Annotated in this window: 17 protein-coding genes; 11 read left to right on the top strand and 6 right to left on the bottom strand. The window is 51.7% G+C overall.

Going from position 1 to position 19,389, the window contains the following annotated elements:
* Positions 1–47: 47 nt before the first annotated feature.
* Entirely contained in the window at positions 48–857 is an 810-nt protein-coding gene (locus tag JIG40_RS08960; protein ID WP_158148626.1) for a transporter substrate-binding domain-containing protein, read from the bottom strand.
* A gap of 182 nt (positions 858–1,039) precedes the next feature.
* Entirely contained in the window at positions 1,040–2,269 is a 1,230-nt protein-coding gene (locus tag JIG40_RS08955) for an aminotransferase class I/II-fold pyridoxal phosphate-dependent enzyme (protein ID WP_199465183.1), read from the bottom strand.
* 151 nt (positions 2,270–2,420) lie between these two features.
* Here JIG40_RS08955 and JIG40_RS08950 point away from each other — a divergent pair, with 151 nt between their 5' ends.
* Positions 2,421–2,888 (top strand): Lrp/AsnC family transcriptional regulator, encoded by a 468-nt coding sequence (locus tag JIG40_RS08950; protein ID WP_020329048.1) that lies wholly within the window; start codon positions 2,421–2,423, stop codon positions 2,886–2,888.
* Between the two features lie 73 nt (positions 2,889–2,961).
* On the opposite strand, the gene speB is transcribed toward JIG40_RS08950, so the two are convergent.
* From speB to JIG40_RS08935, 3 genes are all read right to left on the bottom strand, one after another.
* Positions 2,962–3,888 (bottom strand): agmatinase, encoded by a 927-nt coding sequence (gene speB, locus JIG40_RS08945; RefSeq protein ID WP_020329047.1) that lies wholly within the window; start codon positions 3,886–3,888, stop codon positions 2,962–2,964.
* Positions 3,889–5,799: an arginine decarboxylase gene (speA, locus tag JIG40_RS08940; protein WP_199465182.1), complete on the bottom strand. Its 1,911-nt coding sequence runs from the start codon at positions 5,797–5,799 to the stop codon at positions 3,889–3,891.
* A gap of 177 nt (positions 5,800–5,976) precedes the next feature.
* Positions 5,977–6,813, bottom strand: a complete 837-nt coding sequence (locus JIG40_RS08935) for a hypothetical protein (protein ID WP_348541337.1) — start codon at positions 6,811–6,813, stop codon at positions 5,977–5,979.
* 306 nt (positions 6,814–7,119) lie between these two features.
* Here JIG40_RS08935 and proV point away from each other — a divergent pair, with 306 nt between their 5' ends.
* From proV to JIG40_RS08915, 4 genes are all read left to right on the top strand, one after another.
* Positions 7,120–8,307, top strand: a complete 1,188-nt coding sequence (gene proV / locus JIG40_RS08930) for a glycine betaine/L-proline ABC transporter ATP-binding protein ProV (RefSeq protein ID WP_020429399.1) — start codon at positions 7,120–7,122, stop codon at positions 8,305–8,307.
* A gap of 52 nt (positions 8,308–8,359) precedes the next feature.
* A complete protein-coding gene (proW, locus tag JIG40_RS08925) occupies positions 8,360–9,466 on the top strand; it encodes a glycine betaine/L-proline ABC transporter permease ProW (protein WP_061055415.1) in 1,107 nt (368 codons plus the stop codon).
* Positions 9,463–10,467, top strand: coding sequence for a glycine betaine/L-proline ABC transporter substrate-binding protein ProX (gene proX / locus JIG40_RS08920; RefSeq protein ID WP_020429402.1), 1,005 nt, complete (start codon positions 9,463–9,465; stop codon positions 10,465–10,467). The genes proW and proX overlap by 4 nt, the downstream gene beginning before the upstream one ends.
* A gap of 61 nt (positions 10,468–10,528) precedes the next feature.
* A complete protein-coding gene (locus tag JIG40_RS08915) occupies positions 10,529–11,017 on the top strand; it encodes a MarR family transcriptional regulator (protein ID WP_020329041.1) in 489 nt (162 codons plus the stop codon).
* Between the two features lie 20 nt (positions 11,018–11,037).
* Here the strand turns inward: JIG40_RS08915 and JIG40_RS08910 are convergent, their stop codons facing one another.
* Complete coding sequence (locus JIG40_RS08910) at positions 11,038–13,395, bottom strand: methyl-accepting chemotaxis protein (protein ID WP_199465180.1); 2,358 nt, start codon at positions 13,393–13,395, stop codon at positions 11,038–11,040.
* A gap of 321 nt (positions 13,396–13,716) precedes the next feature.
* On the opposite strand from JIG40_RS08910, the gene JIG40_RS08905 reads away from it, so the two are divergent.
* The 6 genes from JIG40_RS08905 to hemB all read left to right on the top strand — a co-directional run bounded on the left by JIG40_RS08905 (position 13,717) and on the right by hemB (position 19,368).
* Positions 13,717–14,292, top strand: a complete 576-nt coding sequence (locus JIG40_RS08905; RefSeq protein ID WP_024375159.1) for a mechanosensitive ion channel domain-containing protein — start codon at positions 13,717–13,719, stop codon at positions 14,290–14,292.
* Positions 14,289–15,638 carry a magnesium transporter gene (locus tag JIG40_RS08900; protein ID WP_020329038.1) on the top strand — a complete coding sequence of 450 codons (1,350 nt, stop codon included), beginning with the start codon at positions 14,289–14,291 and terminating at the stop codon, positions 15,636–15,638. Before JIG40_RS08905 ends, JIG40_RS08900 begins: the two co-directional genes overlap by 4 nt.
* 268 nt (positions 15,639–15,906) lie before the next feature.
* Positions 15,907–16,197 carry a co-chaperone GroES gene (locus JIG40_RS08895; RefSeq protein WP_020429407.1) on the top strand — a complete coding sequence of 97 codons (291 nt, stop codon included), beginning with the start codon at positions 15,907–15,909 and terminating at the stop codon, positions 16,195–16,197.
* Positions 16,198–16,227: 30 nt separating this feature from the next.
* Positions 16,228–17,820 (top strand): chaperonin GroEL, encoded by a 1,593-nt coding sequence (gene groL / locus JIG40_RS08890; RefSeq protein ID WP_199465179.1) that lies wholly within the window; start codon positions 16,228–16,230, stop codon positions 17,818–17,820.
* Positions 17,821–17,872: 52 nt separating this feature from the next.
* Entirely contained in the window at positions 17,873–18,088 is a 216-nt protein-coding gene (locus JIG40_RS08885) for a hypothetical protein (protein ID WP_044366043.1), read from the top strand.
* 293 nt (positions 18,089–18,381) lie between these two features.
* A complete protein-coding gene (hemB, locus tag JIG40_RS08880) occupies positions 18,382–19,368 on the top strand; it encodes a porphobilinogen synthase (protein WP_199465178.1) in 987 nt (328 codons plus the stop codon).
* Positions 19,369–19,389: the final 21 nt, after the last annotated feature.

The raw sequence follows: 19,389 nt of genomic DNA, 5'->3' as shown, positions 1-19,389 counted from the left end.
GGCTGCCCGGTTATGACAGATCACTGTCTGACGATAAATGGCTTAGCTTACTGAACTTCTTTCAGCCAGCTGTCTGATTTGAACCACTTGTCGTAGATGCGATCGTAAGTACCGTCGCCTTTGATTTGGCGTAGGTAGTTGTCCAGGAAGTTGAGGAAGTTAGGATCGTTTTGACGAATCGCCCACCCCAGAGGCTCGTATGTGAACGGTTCAGCCAGGTGAACCACTTTGCCTTGGTTTTGCGCGCTGTAAATCGCGTTGTATGGGAAGTCGTAGATGAAAGCATCCGCTTTGCCGTTCACCACTTGCAGTACCGCGTCCACTTCGGTGTCGTACAGGTCAAGTTTCGCGTTTGGAACGTATTTCTTCGCCGCTTCTACACCCGTGGTGCCAAGTTTAGTCGCGATAGTGAATTTCGGATCGTTCAGATCTTTGTAGCTCTTCACTTTACCTTCCAGTTTTGGTGACAACACAACAGACTGGCCGATAACAATGTAAGGCGTTGCGAAGTTTACTTTCAGGTTACGTTCTGCGGTAACGGTCATGCCACCCATGATGATGTCACATTTTCCTGTCAACATAGCAGGAATGATGCCGTCCCACGCCGTGTTCACTGGCGTGAATTTCACGCCCATAGAGCGGGCCATGTGTTTACCCAGATCGATATCGAAACCGATGTAACGGCCGTCTTTGGTCTTCATTTCAAACGGCATGTAGCCCGCATCAAAACAAACTTTTAATTCACCTGTGCTCAGAACGGTTTCTAACGCAGACTCAGATGCCATCGCTTGACTGGCACCAAGTAGTGAGCAAGCAATGGCCAGCCCGGCTGCAGTAGATTTAATGAAGTTTTTCATATTATCCCTTATGTAAGAATTGTTATTTTGTCGTTCGTCCAATGACAAATACGATGTTGTATTACTGCATGTCACGCAAACGCGATTGACATCAGATCCTTAAAGATAATGCGATACAATATGGCAACATTTCAACAACTTTTCGAATTTATCACTAATACTTTAGAATAAATATGCAACCATTATCTGAGAGCCATTTCGAGATCCCGGATTAAATCTGTCGGTGATTCCAAGCCAATTGACAGCCTGACGATGCCCTGTCCGGCATCACGACAGAAATGTGCTTTTTGCTCCGGAGTAAATCGATAAGTCGATGCATCAAGATCATCGGTTCTCATCACCACCGCCAAACTACGTTGATGACCAATGGAAAAAGCGTAATAAAACATGGCCGATTCGTGCGCAAAACGCTGCTCAATCAAATCGATGTCATCTACCTGGAATGCAATAATGCCGCCAAAAAGATCCATTTGTTGTTGAGCCAGAGGAAATTGTGGGTGTGAGGTCAAACCGGGGTAAAGAACCCGTGCTACACGGGGATGATTTTCCAGCCACTGCGCCACTTGAAGCGCCGATTCGCATAAGGTTTTCATCCGCGGATACAGGGTTTCCATACCGCGCATAATGAGCCAAGCACTTTGCGCGGCCAACGAAGCCCCAAGGTAAACGCCAGCCATCGCCCGTATCTTTTGGATCAATAACTTAGAACCCAGTACGCAGCCACCCAGCACATCACCATGACCATTAATGAACTTAGTCAGCGAATGAACCACAATGTCAGCACCGAGGCTGAGTGGTCGGGTAATGACCGGGGTTGAGAAGGTTGAATCGGCGCACAGCAACACATCGTGCGCTTTAAGCAGTGTCGCCAATGCGGCAATATCCGTGAGTCGCAGCAGCGGATTACACGGCGTTTCAATGTGCACCAGTTTTGTGCTTTTCCGCAGGGCGCGTTGCACATTATCAGTGCACGATGTATTCACCACGGACACTTCGATGCCATACAGAGGCAGCACCTGAGTCGCAAACTCGTACACGCCTGCGTAGCAGACATCACTGATGATGAGATGATCGCCAGCACGTAACAGGGACAGAAAAACCGCCGACATCGCCGCCATGCCTGTCGCCGTCGCCATGGCGTCTTCCGCCTGCTCCAGCACCGCCAAACGCTGCTCCAGCAGGCGCACCGTGGGATTCGTCCACCCCGCATAGAGATACGGCGCCTCCGTGATATCACCCACACCTTGAGCCGAGAACGCCCCTTGCGCCGGGTCAAACACATGATTCACCGACATCACAATATTGGGCGCAATCGCGGCGGTAGACGGGTCTGCCGCAATCATCGCATGAACAGCCTGCGTCTGTGGCGAGCAGGATTGGAAGCAGGAAACTTGAGCCTCATCTTTGTGCATAATTACGCAACTCCATTTGTTAAATTTTAACTTTACCTCTGGAGCTATTGTGAATTTCAATCACTCACAAAAATCGGCTATCCTAGCCAGCAGAATGCAGAAACCCCGCGTTTTAGTGCGCGATTTGCGGCTCAGCCGCGCAAGGATGAGTATGACCCCGACCCTGGATGCCTTTGACCACAAAATTCTTGAGCTGATGCAACGTAACTGTCGTCTTGCCAGCGACCTGATTGCTGAGCAGGTCGGGTTGTCGCCGTCTGCGGTGCAGCGACGCATCAAACGACTGCGTGAAGAGGGCGTGATTCAGGCGGAGGTGGCGATTGTCGACCCGGCAGTAACGACGCACGCCATGACTTTTCTCGCCGGGCTGGAAATCGACCGGGATAACTATGCGGTGTTGAGCAAGTTTCGTCGCTGGGCGGAGCAGCAGAGCCACATTCAGCAGGTGTTTTATGTCACGGGCAGTGTCGACCTGATGCTGGTGATCACGGCCCCCAACGCCAAAGCCTACGATGGCTTTATGGAAGAGATCATGGCGCTTTACCCGCAGATACGCCGCGTCAACACCAATGTGGTGCTCGATACGCCAAAGAGAAGCTTATACGTGCCGCTTAGCTAAATCTTGTCAGTGAGAAATAAACAGACATAAAAAAACCGAGGCGATGGCCTCGGTTTTCATATTCAGGTTATATTTATTCGGCGGCTTTGTTCGATGCCCAAACATACAACAGTTCCAGTGCGATGGTCGCGCCAGCCAGTGACGTCAGATCGCTCTGGTCGTACGGCGGTGAGACTTCTACCACATCCATACCCACCATGTTGATGCCTTTCAGGCCGCGGATAATCTTCAGGATTTTGTCTGAAGTCAGACCGCCACACACTGGCGTACCTGTACCTGGGGCAAATGCAGGATCCAGACAGTCGATATCGAATGTCAGATAGACTGGCTTGTCACCCACGATGTGTTTGATTTGACCAACGATTTCGTCCACCGACATATCGTTCGCCTGCATCGCGTTGATCACGTTAAAGCCATGACCTTCCTGCTTGTACTCGGTACGAATGCCGACTTGCACCGAGTGTTTTGGTGAAATCAGGCCTTCTTTCGGCGCATGGTAGAACATGGTGCCGTGGTCGTACGCACTGCCGTTCGCGTAAGTGTCCGTGTGCGCGTCAAAATGAATCAGCGCCATTTCACCGTGATGCTTCGCGTAAGCACGCAGGATTGGCAGAGTGATGAAATGGTCTCCGCCCAGAGCCAGCATGGTTTTACCGCTTTTCAGAATTTCATTCGTCGCTGCTTCCAGACGGTAAGTGAAATCTTCTGCGTCACCACAGTCAAACACCAAATCACCCGCATCAACCACGTTGATACGTTTGAACAGGTTAAAATCCCAAGGGAATTTTTTGCCTTCCCACGCCAGGTTCACCGACGCACGACGAATCGCGTCCGGGCCCATACGCGCACCAGGACGGCCTGATGTCGCCATGTCGAGTGGCACACCCAGCACCACCACATCGGCGTCAGTGTCAATCGGGTTGCGTTCGTAAGGACGACGCACAAACGTCATCGCATTTGAATACAGTGAATAATCAGTTTTAGTAAACAAATCATTCATTTAGAAATCCTCTAGATAGGTATAACCGCTCAAGCCCTGTTCCAGCTCTGCCAGAACGGTCTCTTGTTCCTCTGCCGCTACACGCTGGCTAACCAGCTGGCGGTAGTTGGTGCGAATCGCGTCCACATCAATATGTACGTAACGCATCATGTCTTCGACCGTATCACCTTCGTTAATGAAAGTAATATCGGATTCACCTTTATCTGTGATGTTCACCACGACGCTGTGCGTGTCGCCAAACAGGTTGTGCATGTCGCCCAGAATTTCCTGATACGCGCCCACCAGGAAGAAACCCATCAGGTATGGTTGATCGTTTGTCCACGCTGGTACTGGTAGCGTGGTTTCAATACCCTGACCTTCAACGTACTGCTCAACAGCGCCGTCTGAGTCACAAGTAATATCCAGCATGACTGCACGGCGGTCTTCCACCTTTTCCAGACCAGACAATGGCAGCACCGGGAACACCTGATCGATACCCCACGCATCCGGCAGCGACTGGAACAGCGAGAAGTTCACGAAGAACTTGTCTGCCAGACGATCCTGCAACTCGTCCAGAATCGGACGGTGGAAGCGGTTCTTATTGCTCATTTTCAAACGCAGTTCGTGGTAAATACGCAGTGATAGCTGCTCGACCCACGCACGGTGCTGAAGGTTAATCACGCCAGTGGCAAACAGGCTGTGCGCTTCAGACAGATCGCTTTGCGTGTCGTTGTAAATCTCAATCAACGCGCGCGCATCGGTACCTTCACGCAGAGTTTCCCAACTGCGCCACATGTTCTGCATCAGCAGTGGTGCATCTTCCGCAGGCGCTTCGATCGCTTCTGGCGAGTACGCTTCGGCACCAATCACGTTGGTGATCAGCACGGCGTGGTGCGCAGTCAGCGAACGGCCAGATTCTGAAATAATGGTCGGCATTGGCTGACTGTACAGGTTACACATGTCGCCCACGGTGTTCACGATGTTGCGGGCGTATTCCAGCAGGCCATAGTTCATCGAGTTCGAAGACTGGCTGCGTGTGCCGTCGTAATCGACCGCCAGACCACCGCCCACATCGAAATACTGGATTTGAGCACCCAGTTCGCGTAGTTCACAGTAGAAGCGTGCCGCTTCGTTCACGCCGTTACGCACGTCGCGAATGTTCGCCATTTGCGAACCCAGGTGGAAATGCACCAGTTGCAGCGCGTCCAGCTGTTGTTCCGCTTTCAAACGTTCAATCACCGTCAGAACCTGCGCCGCCGCCAAGCCGAATTTCGACTTTTCGCCGCCGCTTGACTGCCATTTGCCCGCGCCTTGAGAGGCCAGACGAATACGCAGACCCAGACGCGGTTTCACGCCGAGGCTCTTCGCTTCTTTCAGCACCAGATCCAGCTCAGACAGCTTCTCCAGTACGATAAAGACTTTGTGACCCAGCTTTTCGCCGATCAGTGCCAAGCGCATGTATTCGCGGTCTTTGTAGCCGTTACATACGATCACTGAGCTCGCTTGCTGCGCCATCGCCAGCACCGCCAGAAGCTCTGGCTTACTGCCTGCTTCCAGACCCAGCTGTTTGGTTTCCAACTCAGCCTGGCTGGCCAGAATTTCGTCAACCACTTCTTTTTGCTGGTTTACTTTGATTGGGTAAACCAACAGGTATTTGTTCGGGTAGTCATACTCTTCAATCGCCTGGTTGAAGGCATCACAGATGTTGTGCACACGTTGGTGCAGGATCTGCGGAAAACGTACAAGCACAGGCAAATTCAAATTACGCGCTTCAAGCTGCTTTACAATCGAACTGAGTTGCGTTGGGTGAGCACCGTCTTTTCTCGGTGACACATACACTTCACCGTGATCATCAATGCCGAAGAAGCCCTGGCTCCAGTAATGAACGTTGTAATCAGCGCGAACGCTGTCTAATTTGGATTGTTGTTCCACATCATATCTCGCAAGAACAAAGAGAATGTAGTGGCTCCGGGACCGAAACCACGCCTGACACCCTTGATGTCACGCGCTTTATCGGTGAAAACCCCGGGTGTGTCTAATGATAATAATTTGTCGTTAGGACAAGTGTTGGTTATCACACATAACTTTTCAAATTTCTGTGTAAACCATTCATTCTGTTTGTGAACCGCTGACCAAAAGATCGAATTTTTTGTTGCCGTATAAAGACTCGAAATCCGCTTCATCCGCAACCAAATCACGTAGCGACGGGCTGGTATCAATCGCACGCTGAATGTCCTCCAACGCCTGCTCTTCCGCCCCTAAGCGGGCATACGCACACGCGCGTTGGTACAGCGCCGGGCCATTGCTTTCATCCAGCTCCAACACTCGGTTACACAGGCTCATCGCCCAGTGGTACTCGCGGATTTCCATCGCCGCATCAGCTTTATAAGTCAACGCTTCCAAATCGCCCGGGCGAATTTTGAGAATTTCATCGTACACTTCGATGCGTTGATCCGCCGTTTGCACACTTTGGGCGCGCAGCCATAAGTTGTGAATTTCGTTGATGATTTCGATTTCGCGGTTGTTTTCGGTGATGATACGTGTCTTACGTTTCAGATCCCGCTCCAGCGCAACAAATTTCTTCTCATATTCCATCGCAATTTTGTTGAGCCGCTTGTCGGCCATTTCACGCGTGTTGTGTTTGACCTCGCGCAGCGATTGCCACCCCACCAACGCAACTAACGACGCGACGCCAGCAATGATGTAGAAGAAATAGGTGACCGTCACGTTGGCGTAGTTCATCGATTTGTCCGCTACCGCAAGTTCACGGTCCGTGATCTGCACTGTGACTCTGCGCTCGAGATCCTGTTGGTCCTGACGCAGTGATTTCAATTCATCTAATATGTAGCGCTCCATCAAAGGGCGATCGAGCACCGCCGTTTCTGAATACGCCGGCGTTCTATCTGCGCCTTGCGATTCCGACGCCGCCCATACATTTGCCGCCACTATCGTCAGCAAACCTCCGACTACCAACCAAATTTTCTGCACGTATCACTCCTCTTTTGTCTCTTCTCAACGGCAACGTATTTCTAATTCGCCTTGTCATATTAAAACCAATACGAAACATTCTAACTCAAATTATATGTGAGTTTTTTGCTATTTTTATTTTTCATTAAAATCAACAAATTAATCATAAATTCGCTATAGGTAACGGTAATATCAGCTTGATAATCGCCAGATTAATGTTTAGTGTACTATTAATATTTACAATTTATCGTCTCAACAATTAGACGACAACAAAGGATGTAAATGATGTCAACTATGCTTGAAGTGAAGAACCTCTTTAAAGTGTTTGGAGAGACACCCGAGGACGCCTTTACTCTCATCGAACAAGGGCTCAATAAAGATCAGATTTTTGAGCAAACCGGCCTGACCGTGGGGGTTAAAGACGTATCACTGTCGATCAACGAAGGGGAAATCTTCGTCATCATGGGTCTGTCCGGCTCAGGAAAATCGACTCTGGTGCGGCTGCTCAATCGCCTTATCGAGCCTACCCGTGGCAGCGTTCTGCTCAAAGGCAGCGATATCGCCCATATCTCCGATCACGAGCTGCGAGAAGTTCGTCGTCAAAACATTTCGATGGTGTTTCAAAACTTTGCGCTGATGCCGCACATGACAGTGATTGAAAACACTGCGTTTGGTCTGGAACTGGCTGGCGTGCCAGAAGCGCAACGTCATCAGGCGGCAAAAGCGGCGCTGGAGCGCGTTGGGCTCGATGCCTATTGCGAATCGTATCCGGACGAGTTGTCCGGCGGGATGAAACAGCGGGTCGGTCTGGCGCGTGCGCTGACTAACGATCCGGACATTTTGCTGATGGACGAGGCATTCTCCGCCCTCGACCCGCTAATTCGAACCGAAATGCAGGATGAACTGATTCGTCTGCAAAATGATGACAAACGGACCATCGTGTTCATCTCCCACGATTTGGACGAAGCAATGCGCATCGGCGATCGGATTGCGATCATGCAAGATGGTGTGGTGGTTCAGGTCGGCACACCCGATGAAATCCTGCATCAGCCCGCCAATGACTACGTCAGCTCTTTCTTCCGTGGCGTGAATGTCGCCAGTGTGTTTTGCGCCAAAGACATTGCCCGCAAGAACCCCGCCGCTGTGTTTAAAAAGCACGACAACGACGGTCCGGCAGCCGCTATGCAAATGCTGCTCGACAACGACCGTGAGTTCGGCATCGTGGTGGATCGCGCCAACAAATACACCGGCATTGTCTCGCTCGATTCACTCAAAGAGGCAAAACGCGAACAACGCTCCCTGAGCAGCGCACTGCTGGCAGACACCGTCACCATCTCGCCCGACGTTTCGGTCGGAGACTTAATTGGTCAGGTCGCGCAAGTGCCTTATTCCGTGCCGGTGGTCGATGATGACGGACGCTACTACGGCGTTATCACTAAGACCCGCTTGTTACAAACACTCGATCGCGAATAACCACCGCTCAGAAAGCGCGTAGTTAAACCCTATTGGAAAACAGGAAAGAATCATGACAACGGAAACAACGGTTTCAGCGGCGCAACCCGCAGACCCGTGGGGCGCTGCAGCACAAACGACAACCACGGCCGACCCTTGGTCAACCGGTAGCGATGCGGCAACCGCCGGCAACGACTGGCTCAACACCGCACCAACGGACGTCCCTTTTGATTGGATGCACCCCTTCAAAGACGCCATTCTGCCCTTTGATAGCTGGGTGGAAACCGCTCTCAACTGGCTGGTGACCCACGGTCGCCCGGTGTTTCAGGCGATTCGCTTACCGATCGATTTCATTCTCAGCTCATTTCAGACCGCACTGGTCTCTACGCCAGCCCCGATCATGCTGCTGATCCTCTTTTTGCTCGCCTGGCAACTGGCGGGGTCGCGCATGGGGATTGCGTCATTTTGCTCGCTGCTGGTGATCGGCCTGATTGGTGCCTGGGACCAAGCCATGGTTACACTGGCGCTGGTGATGACGTCGGTCTTTTTCTGTCTGCTCATCGGTTTGCCACTCGGCATCTGGCTGGCGCGCAGTGATACCGCGGCCAAAATTGTCAGACCCATACTCGATGCAATGCAAACCACGCCCGCTTTCGTTTATCTGGTGCCCATCGTCATGTTGTTTGGTATCGGTAATGTACCGGGCGTGGTCGTGACCATCATCTTCGCTCTGCCACCGATTGTGCGCCTGACCATTTTGGGGATCCAGCAGGTACCGGAAGAACTGATCGAAGCAGGCCACGCATTTGGCGCCAGCCCGAAACAGATGCTGTACCGCATTCAATTGCCGCTGGCGATGCCAACCATTATGGCGGGCGTCAACCAGACACTGATGCTGTCACTGTCAATGGTGGTGATTGCTTCAATGATAGCCGTCGGCGGTTTAGGTCAGATGGTGCTGCGCGGCATTGGCCGACTGGATATGGGCCTCGCTGCCGTGGGTGGTTTGGGCATCGTGATTTTGGCCATTCTGCTTGACCGCATTACTCAGACCATCGGCGCGAATAGCCGAGATAAGAAAACCCATTGGTACGAGAAAGGCCCCGCCTCACTCGTGTATCAACTGAAACTGAAATTCACACACACCGAAGGTAATAAAAAACTAGGAGAACAGAAATGAACGTAGCATGGAAGACGATGCTCACCACAGGACTTGTGGCAGGTGCAACGCTCTCAGCCCCCGCTTGGGCCAAGTTGCCGGGTGATGGTATTACAGTGCAACCTGTTCAGTCGACAGTGGCTGAAGAGACGTTCCAAACGCTGATCGTCAACAAAGCGATGGAAGCGCTAGGTTACACCGTACTACCCACCAAAGAAGTCGACTACAACGTGGGCTACACCTCCATCAGCGAGGGAGATGCCACTTATCTGGCCGTGAACTGGGCGCCGCTGCATGAAGGCAAGTACATCGCCGCCGGCGGTGACGACAAGTTCTATCGCAAAGGGGATTACATTTCCGGTGCCGCACAGGGCTATCTGATTGATAAAAAGACCGCCGATAAGTATCACATCACCAATATTGAGCAGTTGAAAGATCCTAAAATCGCCAAACTGTTTGATGCCAACGACGATGGCAAAGCCGATTTGACCGGTTGTAACCCAGGGTGGGGTTGTGAAAGCGTGATTGAACATCAGATGGATGCTTTTGGCTTGCGTGACACTGTCACCCACAATCAGGGTAACTACGCGGCGATCATCGCTGATACCATCTCGCGCTACAAAAAAGGCGACTCCATCTTGTACTACACCTGGACACCTTACTGGGTAAGTGGCGTTTTAGTTCCGGGTAAAGATGTGGTGTGGCTGGAAGTGCCATTCTCAGCGTTACCGGGCGATCGTAAAGATGTCGATACCACGCTGCCAAACGGCAAAAACTATGGCTTCCAGATGAACTCGATGAAAATCGTCGCCAACAAACAATTTGCTGAGCAAAACCCGGCCGCGGCCAAACTGTTTGAAATCATGAAACTCAACATCAATGATGTCAGTGCCGAAAATATGATGATGAGTCAGGGACACAACTCTGAAAAAGACATCGAGGCGCATGCCAACGGCTGGATCAAAGCGCACCAGAAACTGTTTGATTCCTGGATCGCCACTGCAAAACAAGCCGCCCAATAATAACTACGGATAAGGCGGTGTGCTGCAAACACGCCGCCTCATTTTCCGCACGGAGGATGACTTGGATATTCACGAGGAAGTATTAGTCTCAATTCGCCAGATCATTCGCGCCATCGATCTGCATTCTAAAAAGCTCAACAAAGATTATGGTCTCACCAGCCCGCAGTTGCTGCTCATGAGAGCCATCAAAGCCGCGCCAAGCATGACGATTCGCCAACTGTCCGTCGCCACCAACATGAGTCAGGCAACGGCCACCAGCATTCTCGATCGCTTGGAAAAACGCGAACTGGTTGTGCGTGAGCGTGACACCATCGACAAACGTAAAGTGCACGCCAAACTGACGGCTTTGGGAGCACAGATTTTGTCACAAGCACCGCAATTGTTGCAGGATGATTTTGTTCAACGATTTCAAGCGCTGGATGCCTGGGAGCAGACGCTGCTGCTGTCGTCACTGCAACGCCTGTCACGCATGATGAATGCGCCGGAGGCTGACGTTGCGGTCGAGCCGCTACTACTGGCTATCGACACGGAACCGTTCAACCTCTCCTGACACAGTGCGGATAAGGAAACTTATCCTTCGTTACGCACTTTTGCACGGCGCGCAGTAGCAAAGTCGTCGTTCGTCACCTGGAACAGGCTGGCGAATGACTGTAGCTTGGAGCCCATCTTGTCGATGTCTTCCCCAATCAGCGCACTCTCTTCTATTGCTTGCTGAATCACATCGAACTGTTGATCCATGTGCGAGAAGTGACTGGAGACGACATTCAACTGCTGATCCTGCTCGCTGATCGCGCCGCCAATCTTCTCGACATGCAATGAGATATTAGCAATCGCCTCTTCAACCTGGTGCCAGGTATCCTGCGCGTTGTTGACTCGTTCAGCACACGCGGTCGCCGATTCAAGACTGTCGCTCATCACATTCTCAACCCGTTGAGTACTGGTGCGGATGGCACCAATCAGTTCACTGACGCTGTCGGTCGAGGCGCGGGTTTTGACCGACAGATTGCGCACTTCATCAGCCACCACAGCAAAACCCCGGCCCTGTTCACCAGCGCGCGCCGCTTCGATGGCAGCGTTGAGTGCCAGCAGGTTGGTTTGTTCGGCGATGTCGTTGATCACCACAATTACCTGACGAATTTTCTCTGCATCGACAGTGAGGTTGCTTACCGCTTGCGCTACCAGCGACAAATCGTTGCTGAGCTGATCCATTTGCGACACCGTTTCAACCACCGATGCACGTCCGGAACCCAGTACTTTCACCGTCGCCCCTGATGCCTGCTGAATCCCTTCCAGTTCGCCACTCACCAGTTGGCTGATTTCCGCAGAATGCGTCATCTGATCCTGCACCTGCTGCGACTGATGATGCATCGAGTTTGACGCCTTGGTCAGCTTCACGTTGACATCGTTCACATCCTGCGACATCGGCTCCATACGTTTTATCGAGCCAAGCAGTGTCGAGAACGTGGCATCCAGGTGATCGATAAAAGCGTTAAAGCTGCGCGACAGCTCCGTCACTTCATCGTTACCTTTCTCTTCCAGTCGGTAACGTAAATCGCCCGATCCCGAACCCAGCTGTTTAACCGCTTGCAGCATGTGATTGAGCGGAGCGAGAATCGAACGCGACATCATCCAGCCGATGCCAAGACCAATCAGGATGGCGGGCAGCAGCATAAACAGCACCGAGTTTTTGATGTGCAACTTCAGCGTGGTCAGAAACGCCATCGCTTCCGACTCATCAATTTCACTCAGCAGTACCCACTGCAAACCGTGCAGATTCAGCGGCATGTAAGCTGAAAGCACCGGAATGTTGCGGTAATCTCGTATCAGTTCAAAGCCTGTTTCGCCGGCTAAACCTCTCGCCACCGCGTCCGAATTCACGGGCTGCAAACCAATCGACGTCGAGAGCGCATCCATTTTGGCCAGTGTCGCGCTATCGGTGCCCAACTCTTTCATCAGCGCCAGATAACCCGCTTTATCTTCCAGCACAAAGCGGGAATTAGAGCGCATCAGCTTATCACTCCCCACCAGATAGGTTTCGCCCGATTGACCCAAGCCTGACTTTTTCCAATTCTGGTTGTGGGTCATGATGCCGTTAATCACATCAAGCGGCATCTGCATGATCAACACACCGACGGTTTCACCGTTATCGCGAATTGGCGCGCTGACAAACGCAGCCTGCGCTTCGTAAGAAGGAGTGTAAGGTTTGAAATCGGTGAAGAAACTGCCGGAAGTGAGCTTCATTGCGCCGCGGTAAGCATCCGCCAGGCCGCTGTCTTTATAAGGGCCTGATTTAAGTGACGTCGCAAAATCGAGTTCTTTGTAGGTGCTGTATACCACATAGCCGCTTTTCGCATCGACCAGGAATACGTCGTAAAAGCCAAAGTTCTTAATAAAATCAGAAAAATAGGGATGATAGGTTTGATGCAGCGCATCGTACTCACCGCCCTGCTCGCCTGAGACCAGCTTATCTTTACTGCCCAATGGATTGGGGTTGAGTGCGATATACTGGTTTTGCAGCGTTTTGGCGCGGTCAGACACCTTGCCAAACAAGTTGTCTGCGCTGATGCTGTCGATGGTGTTGATGTCGTGGTAACGCCTCACGAACTCATTGCGGTAGTAGTTACGCAGCGCTTCACTGTCATCAGAACGGACGGGATAGTCCATAAAGGCTTGAGTAAAACCTTTCACTGCCGCCAGAATACTCAGATCGTGAGACATATTCTGCGCCTGTGAGGCGACCGTATCGAAATAACGCTCAATCTGCGAGGCCGATTCATTACGCGAAATGACCAGACGCTCTTTCGCGGAGGTAGCCAATGCTTCTGAGGCGTCTTTATACACCAACCATCCCAATGCGATGCAACTCACCGCGGTAAACACTACCGCCACCACCACATAGCTGATAAACATTTTGCTGCGTAATTTCATCCATCCATCCCTTGCATGATCGATTCCCGCTCATGCTAAGGTTTAGCCCAATTCACTCCGCGCAGACAGAGCAGGCGATGGTTTAGTGACACTTATCACATATGAACTTGATTGCTTCGTTCTAATTATTATTAATCCTATCGATATCGCACCAAGGTTGTGCGTTTAAAAGAGCCTTAAGACGAAGAGCTGATTCCAGAGTAAACCATTTTGTAATCAGGCTGCTGCGGAAAGCAGCGCTTGCCTTTTTTGTCACAGAAATACGGTTGTAATTCATCACAGTTCAGTTATTTTGAACAAAACCCTGTTTCTCAATGTGCTATGGACTACATCGCCTTACTCAATGTCATGCAAGATTATTATCAGTGGCTGTTAACGCTGCTGATTCTGCTCATCTACCCTAAAGCGGCTAAGGTCACTCTTCGTGTGTTTGAAAAGACCGTGATTGGCCGCGACGATGTGCACCGCGTCAAACGGGCGCGTTGGCTGATAAAAACCGCGCTGTTCATCATGCTGCTGATGGCCATTATGATCTTGTGGGGCATTGAATTACGTGGGTTATTGGTGGTCGGTTCCTCCATTTTTGCACTGCTGGGCGTCGGCTTATTTGCCAGTTGGTCTCTGCTGAGCAATGTCACCTCGTTTTTCACCCTCTTCGTGCAGAATTACTGCCGAATCGGTTTGTGGGTACGCGTGGTAGATGGCGCCAACTTTGTCGAAGGCAGAATTACCGACATGACGTTTCTGAACGTGGTTCTGGAAACGGTCGATGGCAACCGCATTCTTTACCCCAATAACCTGTTTATTGTCCGTCCGGTGATTGTGCTTAACAAAGCCCCGGAAAAAGCCGTGAAGAAACCCGAGAAAAAACAGTTACCAATTGGAGTTAAACGTTGAGCGAGTATCAGGACTTATCCCAACAAATCGAAGCGCTCGCGAAAGCGGAAGATGATGCCCAGCAGGTCTCGCTGCTGGGCGAAATGGTTGACAACGGTCTGGATGAAGGTTCACTGGCGCTGATTCTGGAAGCATTCCCGGTCGATGATCGTGTCCGCATGTGGCGCAGCCTGCCGCTGGAAATGCACATTGACGTGCTGACCGAAATGCGTGCCGATGTGCGTGTTTCGATCATCAAAGCGCTGTCCGAAATTGAGCTGAAGCTGACGCTGGCGAAACTGGACAACCTGTCGCTGATTGAGTGGGAAGACTCGCTGCCAGATGAGATTGTCAGTGAAGCGCTGCGCTTAATCAGCCGCGACGAGTTGGAACTTTACGACCAGGCCAATGAGTTTGAAGATAACGAAATCGGCCACTGGGCAGATCGTAAGCTGTATACCCTGCCGTTCAGTATCAGCGTGAATCGCGCCAAGATCCTGCTCGACAAATATCACCTCGAATCGCCGCAGTACATCTACCTCATCAACAAGGCGAAGAAATTCCGCGGTGTGGTCGCTTTTACGGATATTCTGCAAGCCGAAGGCACAACTCAGCTTAAAGAGCTGAAGAAAGAAGATTTGGTGCTGATTAACGCCCATCAATCACTTTCCGATGCGGTAGAAGCGCTGGAACACGCGAGCTTGCCTGTGGTGCCTGTAGTGAACGACGATGACACGCTCATTGGCGAAATCGACTGGCAGTTTGCTTTGGGCACCCAGCGTGAAATCTACGAATCGCGTTTGATGGCCGGTACCGGTATGGATGAAGGCGACGACCTGTTCGCGCCGATTGTACGCAGTTCCAAGCGCCGCGGCGTGTGGCTCGGGATCAATCTGCTGACGGCGATTCTGGCGTCGATGACCATAGGTCTGTTTGAGAACGTCATTTCCCAGGTGGTTGCACTGGCAGTGTTGATGCCCATCGTGGCTTCAATGGGCGGTATTGCCGGCAGCCAGACACTGACACTGATGGTTCGCGCCATGGCGCTCAATCAGGTCACCACAGGTAACCGCTTTGCGCTGTTGAAAAACGAGGTGGGCATCGGTGCCATCAACGGAGTGTTGTGGGCGCTGATCATCGGCGGTGTGGCCGGTCTTTGGTTCCAATCCACCCTGATTGGCTTCACCATCTCGCTGGCCATCGTGGTGAACATCATTACCGCCGCGCTGTTTGGCGTGCTGATCCCTATCATCCTCGATAAGTTTAAACTCGACCCGGCTTTAGCCGGCTCGGTTATCCTGACAACCGTGACCGATGTGGTTGGCTTTTTCGCCTTCCTCGGTACCGCCAGTCTGGTCATGCTGTAATCCTGACGCCCTGCTTCGCGGGGCGTTCTTTCATCTGCCCTTCTTCCATCCTTCACTACGTATTCAGGCCAAAAAATTTTTTAAAAAAATTTATTTTTTCCCTCTTGAAGTTCGATTTTTTCACCCTATTTATATGGTCGAGCGGCAGTGATGCCCCACCGTATCTGGGTTCGCTCTCCTTTCAGGCGCTGGAACTTCCAGCCATACGCGACCCAATACGTTTGTCTTTTATTTTCGATTTAGCGATTTTAAGTAGGAGGCACTCCCAATGAACATTCGTCCTTTACATGACAAATTGATTGTTGAACGGCTCGAAGTCGAAAACAAATCTGAGGGCGGAATCGTACTGACATCCAAATCTGCGCAAAAATCTAACCGCGGCAAAGTGCTGGCGGTGGGTAAAGGCCGTCTGCTCGACAGCGGCGAACGCGCTGCGCTGGAAGTCAAAGTGAACGACCAGATCATCTTTAACGATGGTTATGGCGTGAAAACCGAAAAAGTGGACGGGCGTGAATATCTCATCCTGTCTGAATCGGACGTATTAGCGATTGTTGAATAATTTTGTTGTGAGTTTTTAAGGAGATACACAATGGCAGCAAAAGACGTTTTATTCTCGAACGACGCTAGACAAAAAATGTTGACCGGGGTGAACCTGCTGGCGAACGCCGTCAAGGTAACCCTGGGCCCGAAAGGTCGCAATGTGGTACTGGATAAATCCTTCGGCGCTCCAACCATCACCAAAGATGGTGTTTCCGTGGCCAAGGAGATCGAACTGGAAGACAAGTTCGAGAACATGGGCGCGCAAATGCTTAAACAGGTCGCTTCCAAAGCCAACGATGAAGCCGGTGACGGCACCACCACAGCAACCGTGCTGGCACAGTCACTGATCAACGAAGGTTTGAAAGCCGTTGCCGCAGGCATGAATCCGATGGATCTCAAACGCGGTATCGATAAAGCCGTTGAAGCCGCGGTAGAAAAACTGCACCAGATGGCCAAACCTTGCAGCGACAAACAATCCATCACTCAGGTCGGCAGCATTTCGGCCAACAGCGATGCGGCGATTGGTGAAATCATTGCCGAGGCGATGGAAAAAGTCGGCCGCAACGGCGTCATCACCGTGGAAGAAGGTCAGGCTCTGCAAAATGAGCTCTCCGTCGTTGAAGGCATGCAGTTTGACCGTGGTTACCTGTCGCCCTACTTCATCAACAATACCGACTCCGGCAGTGTGGAACTGGATAATCCATACATCCTGTTGGTTGATAAGAAAATCAGCAACATTCGCGAGTTGATTCCTGTACTGGAAGCCGTCGCGAAAGCGTCTCGCTCACTGCTGATCATTGCCGAAGATGTCGAGGGCGAAGCGCTGGCAACGCTGGTGGTGAACAGCATGCGCGGCATCGTCAAAGCTGCTGCGGTGAAAGCACCGGGCTTTGGTGACAACCGCAAAGCGATGCTGGAAGACATTGCCGTGCTCACCGCAGGCCGCGTGATCTCTGAAGAGATCGGTCTGGAACTCGAGAAAGCAACACTGGACGATCTCGGCAGCGCGAAAAAAGTCACCATCAGCAAAGACACCACCACCATTGTGGATGGCGCAGCGGATGAAAGTGCAATCAAAGATCGCGTGGCACAAATTCAGCACCAGCTGGACAACACCACATCGCAATACGATCGCGACAAGCTGCAACAGCGCATCGCCAAACTCTCTGGCGGTGTCGCGGTGATCAAGATTGGTGCGGCAACCGAAGTCGAAATGAAAGAGAAGAAAGACCGCGTTGATGATGCGCTGCACGCCACTCGCGCAGCCGTCGAAGAAGGCATCGTTGCTGGCGGCGGCGTGGCACTGATTAAGATCGCCAATGAACTGAAGGATCTGAAAGGCGACAACGACGACCAGAATGTCGGTATTCGCGTTGCGTTGCGTGCGATGGAAGAGCCATTGCGTCAAATCGCCATCAACGCGGGTGACGAAGGTTCTGTGGTGGCCAATGCCGTGAAAGCGGGCGATGAACACTACGGCTACAACGCAGCGACTGGCGAACATGGCAACATGATTGAGTTGGGTATTCTTGACCCGGCGAAAGTCACTCGCTCTGCACTGCAATATGCCGCTAGTGTGGCTGGCCTGATGATCACCACCGAAGCGATGGTGACTGACGCGCCAAAAGAGAACGCCGCTTAATCGGCCCAATGCATTGAGGGTGAATCCTCACCCTCAATGACGTGAGGTGAAGATGAAACGTTATCCAGCTTTGCATTTAGAAATTGCCGAATCTGCCGCGGGACCATCCAGCCCTAACTGGCCTGTGGTACAAAATTTCCCCCGGGTTTGCCGCGACGCGATATTCTCGCTGCCGCAGGCTCAAGTACCACAACCCAAAGCAAACGTCTGGGTGGTGACGTTCGATCTACGCAAACTTGCCGAGCTGCTAAACCCGACGCTTCACTGATGATTCGACACGGCCAGCATTAAGCTGGCCGCTTTTACTCGTTCACTGGCTCCAGTAAACCTGAAAATTCACAACAAGAATAAATAAAAAGCTCCCATTCAATATCCATATAACACTACACATTACGCGGACAGAGGTTCATTATGGTCGGGCTTTCTGCAACCTCGTTGCCTCTCAAGCACTCCTTGTTGCCAATCCGTCATGAAGACACGCTCAATGCCGCGAAGGACTCCCGCCTCTCAGGCGCTGTGGCTATTGGCATATTCCAGATTCTAAGAAAAAAGGTGTCTCCAATGGAAAGTCAGTCTCATCAACCGTTAATGAAACGTCCACGCCGCTTGCGCGCGCATCAGCATATTCGCCACATGGTGCAGGAAACCCAACTAAGCAAGAGCGATTTGATTCAACCGATTTTTGTCGAAGAAGGCATCGAAGCGCCGGTGGCGATCGACGCGCTGCCGGGCATCCAACGCATTCCGGAGTCCCATATCGCCGACGAAGTGATCGCACTGTACGAACTGGGGATTCGCTATGTGATGCCGTTTGGTATTTCTCATCACAAAGACGAATGTGGCTCTGATACCTGGCACGACAACGGCTTGCTGAGCCGCATGATCAAAGCCATCAAAACCGCCTGCCCAGACATGATTGTGATTCCCGATATCTGTTTTTGTGAGTACACCACTCACGGCCATTGTGGTGTTGTGCACGAAGGCTATGTCGATAACGATAAAACGGTCGAAAATCTGGTGAAACAATCCGTCGCCGCCGCCAGAGCCGGTGCGGATATGTTGGCTCCCTCAGCGATGATGGATGGCCAGGTCGGTGCGATTCGTCGTGGTCTGGACGCCGCAGGTTTTCCAAATGTGAGCATCATGGCGCACGCGATCAAATTCGCTTCTGCATTCTATGGTCCGTTTCGCTCAGCGGTGGAATGTACGTTGGAAGGTAACCGTGATACCTATCAGGCCGATCCGCACAATGGTCGTCAGGCATTGGTTGAAGCTGCATTGGATGAAGAAGAAGGCGCAGACATTCTGATGGTCAAACCCGGCACACCGTATCTGGATGTGCTGAAGTCGCTTAGTGATAACACACGCCTGCCACTGGCGGTGTATCAGGTCAGCGGTGAGTACGCAATTTTGAAAACGGCAGCGCAAGCCGGCCTGCTGGATGAGAAACGCGCAGTGCTGGAAACCATGATTGGCTTTAAACGCGCTGGGGCGAGTGTGATTGTCACCTACTACGCGAAAGAGCTGGCGCAGTGGCTGAGTGAATAATTTCGCCATAAACCGATTGCC

The sequence above is a fragment of the Vibrio sp. bablab_jr001 genome, assembly GCF_016464285.1.
Classification (GTDB): domain Bacteria; phylum Pseudomonadota; class Gammaproteobacteria; order Enterobacterales; family Vibrionaceae; genus Vibrio; species Vibrio fluvialis.
Note: the sequence above shows the minus strand (reverse complement) of the source record. Positions and strands in the feature narration are given on the sequence as shown.

What these genes read in the sequence shown, in the direction of transcription:
- JIG40_RS08905 (WP_024375159.1), top strand. Translation starts at nt 13,717, where the DNA reads ATGGACTACATCGCCTTACTCAATGTCATGCAAGATTATTATCAGTGG.
- hemB (WP_199465178.1), top strand. Translation starts at nt 18,382, where the DNA reads ATGGAAAGTCAGTCTCATCAACCGTTAATGAAACGTCCACGCCGCTTG.
- JIG40_RS08950 (WP_020329048.1), top strand. Translation starts at nt 2,421, where the DNA reads ATGACCCCGACCCTGGATGCCTTTGACCACAAAATTCTTGAGCTGATG.
- proX (WP_020429402.1), top strand. Translation starts at nt 9,463, where the DNA reads ATGAACGTAGCATGGAAGACGATGCTCACCACAGGACTTGTGGCAGGT.
- JIG40_RS08910 (WP_199465180.1), bottom strand. Translation starts at nt 13,395, where the DNA reads ATGAAATTACGCAGCAAAATGTTTATCAGCTATGTGGTGGTGGCGGTA.
- speB (WP_020329047.1), bottom strand. Translation starts at nt 3,888, where the DNA reads ATGAATGATTTGTTTACTAAAACTGATTATTCACTGTATTCAAATGCG.
- proV (WP_020429399.1), top strand. Translation starts at nt 7,120, where the DNA reads ATGTCAACTATGCTTGAAGTGAAGAACCTCTTTAAAGTGTTTGGAGAG.
- proW (WP_061055415.1), top strand. Translation starts at nt 8,360, where the DNA reads ATGACAACGGAAACAACGGTTTCAGCGGCGCAACCCGCAGACCCGTGG.
- groL (WP_199465179.1), top strand. Translation starts at nt 16,228, where the DNA reads ATGGCAGCAAAAGACGTTTTATTCTCGAACGACGCTAGACAAAAAATG.
- JIG40_RS08885 (WP_044366043.1), top strand. Translation starts at nt 17,873, where the DNA reads ATGAAACGTTATCCAGCTTTGCATTTAGAAATTGCCGAATCTGCCGCG.
- JIG40_RS08895 (WP_020429407.1), top strand. Translation starts at nt 15,907, where the DNA reads ATGAACATTCGTCCTTTACATGACAAATTGATTGTTGAACGGCTCGAA.
- JIG40_RS08960 (WP_158148626.1), bottom strand. Translation starts at nt 857, where the DNA reads ATGAAAAACTTCATTAAATCTACTGCAGCCGGGCTGGCCATTGCTTGC.
- JIG40_RS08955 (WP_199465183.1), bottom strand. Translation starts at nt 2,269, where the DNA reads ATGCACAAAGATGAGGCTCAAGTTTCCTGCTTCCAATCCTGCTCGCCA.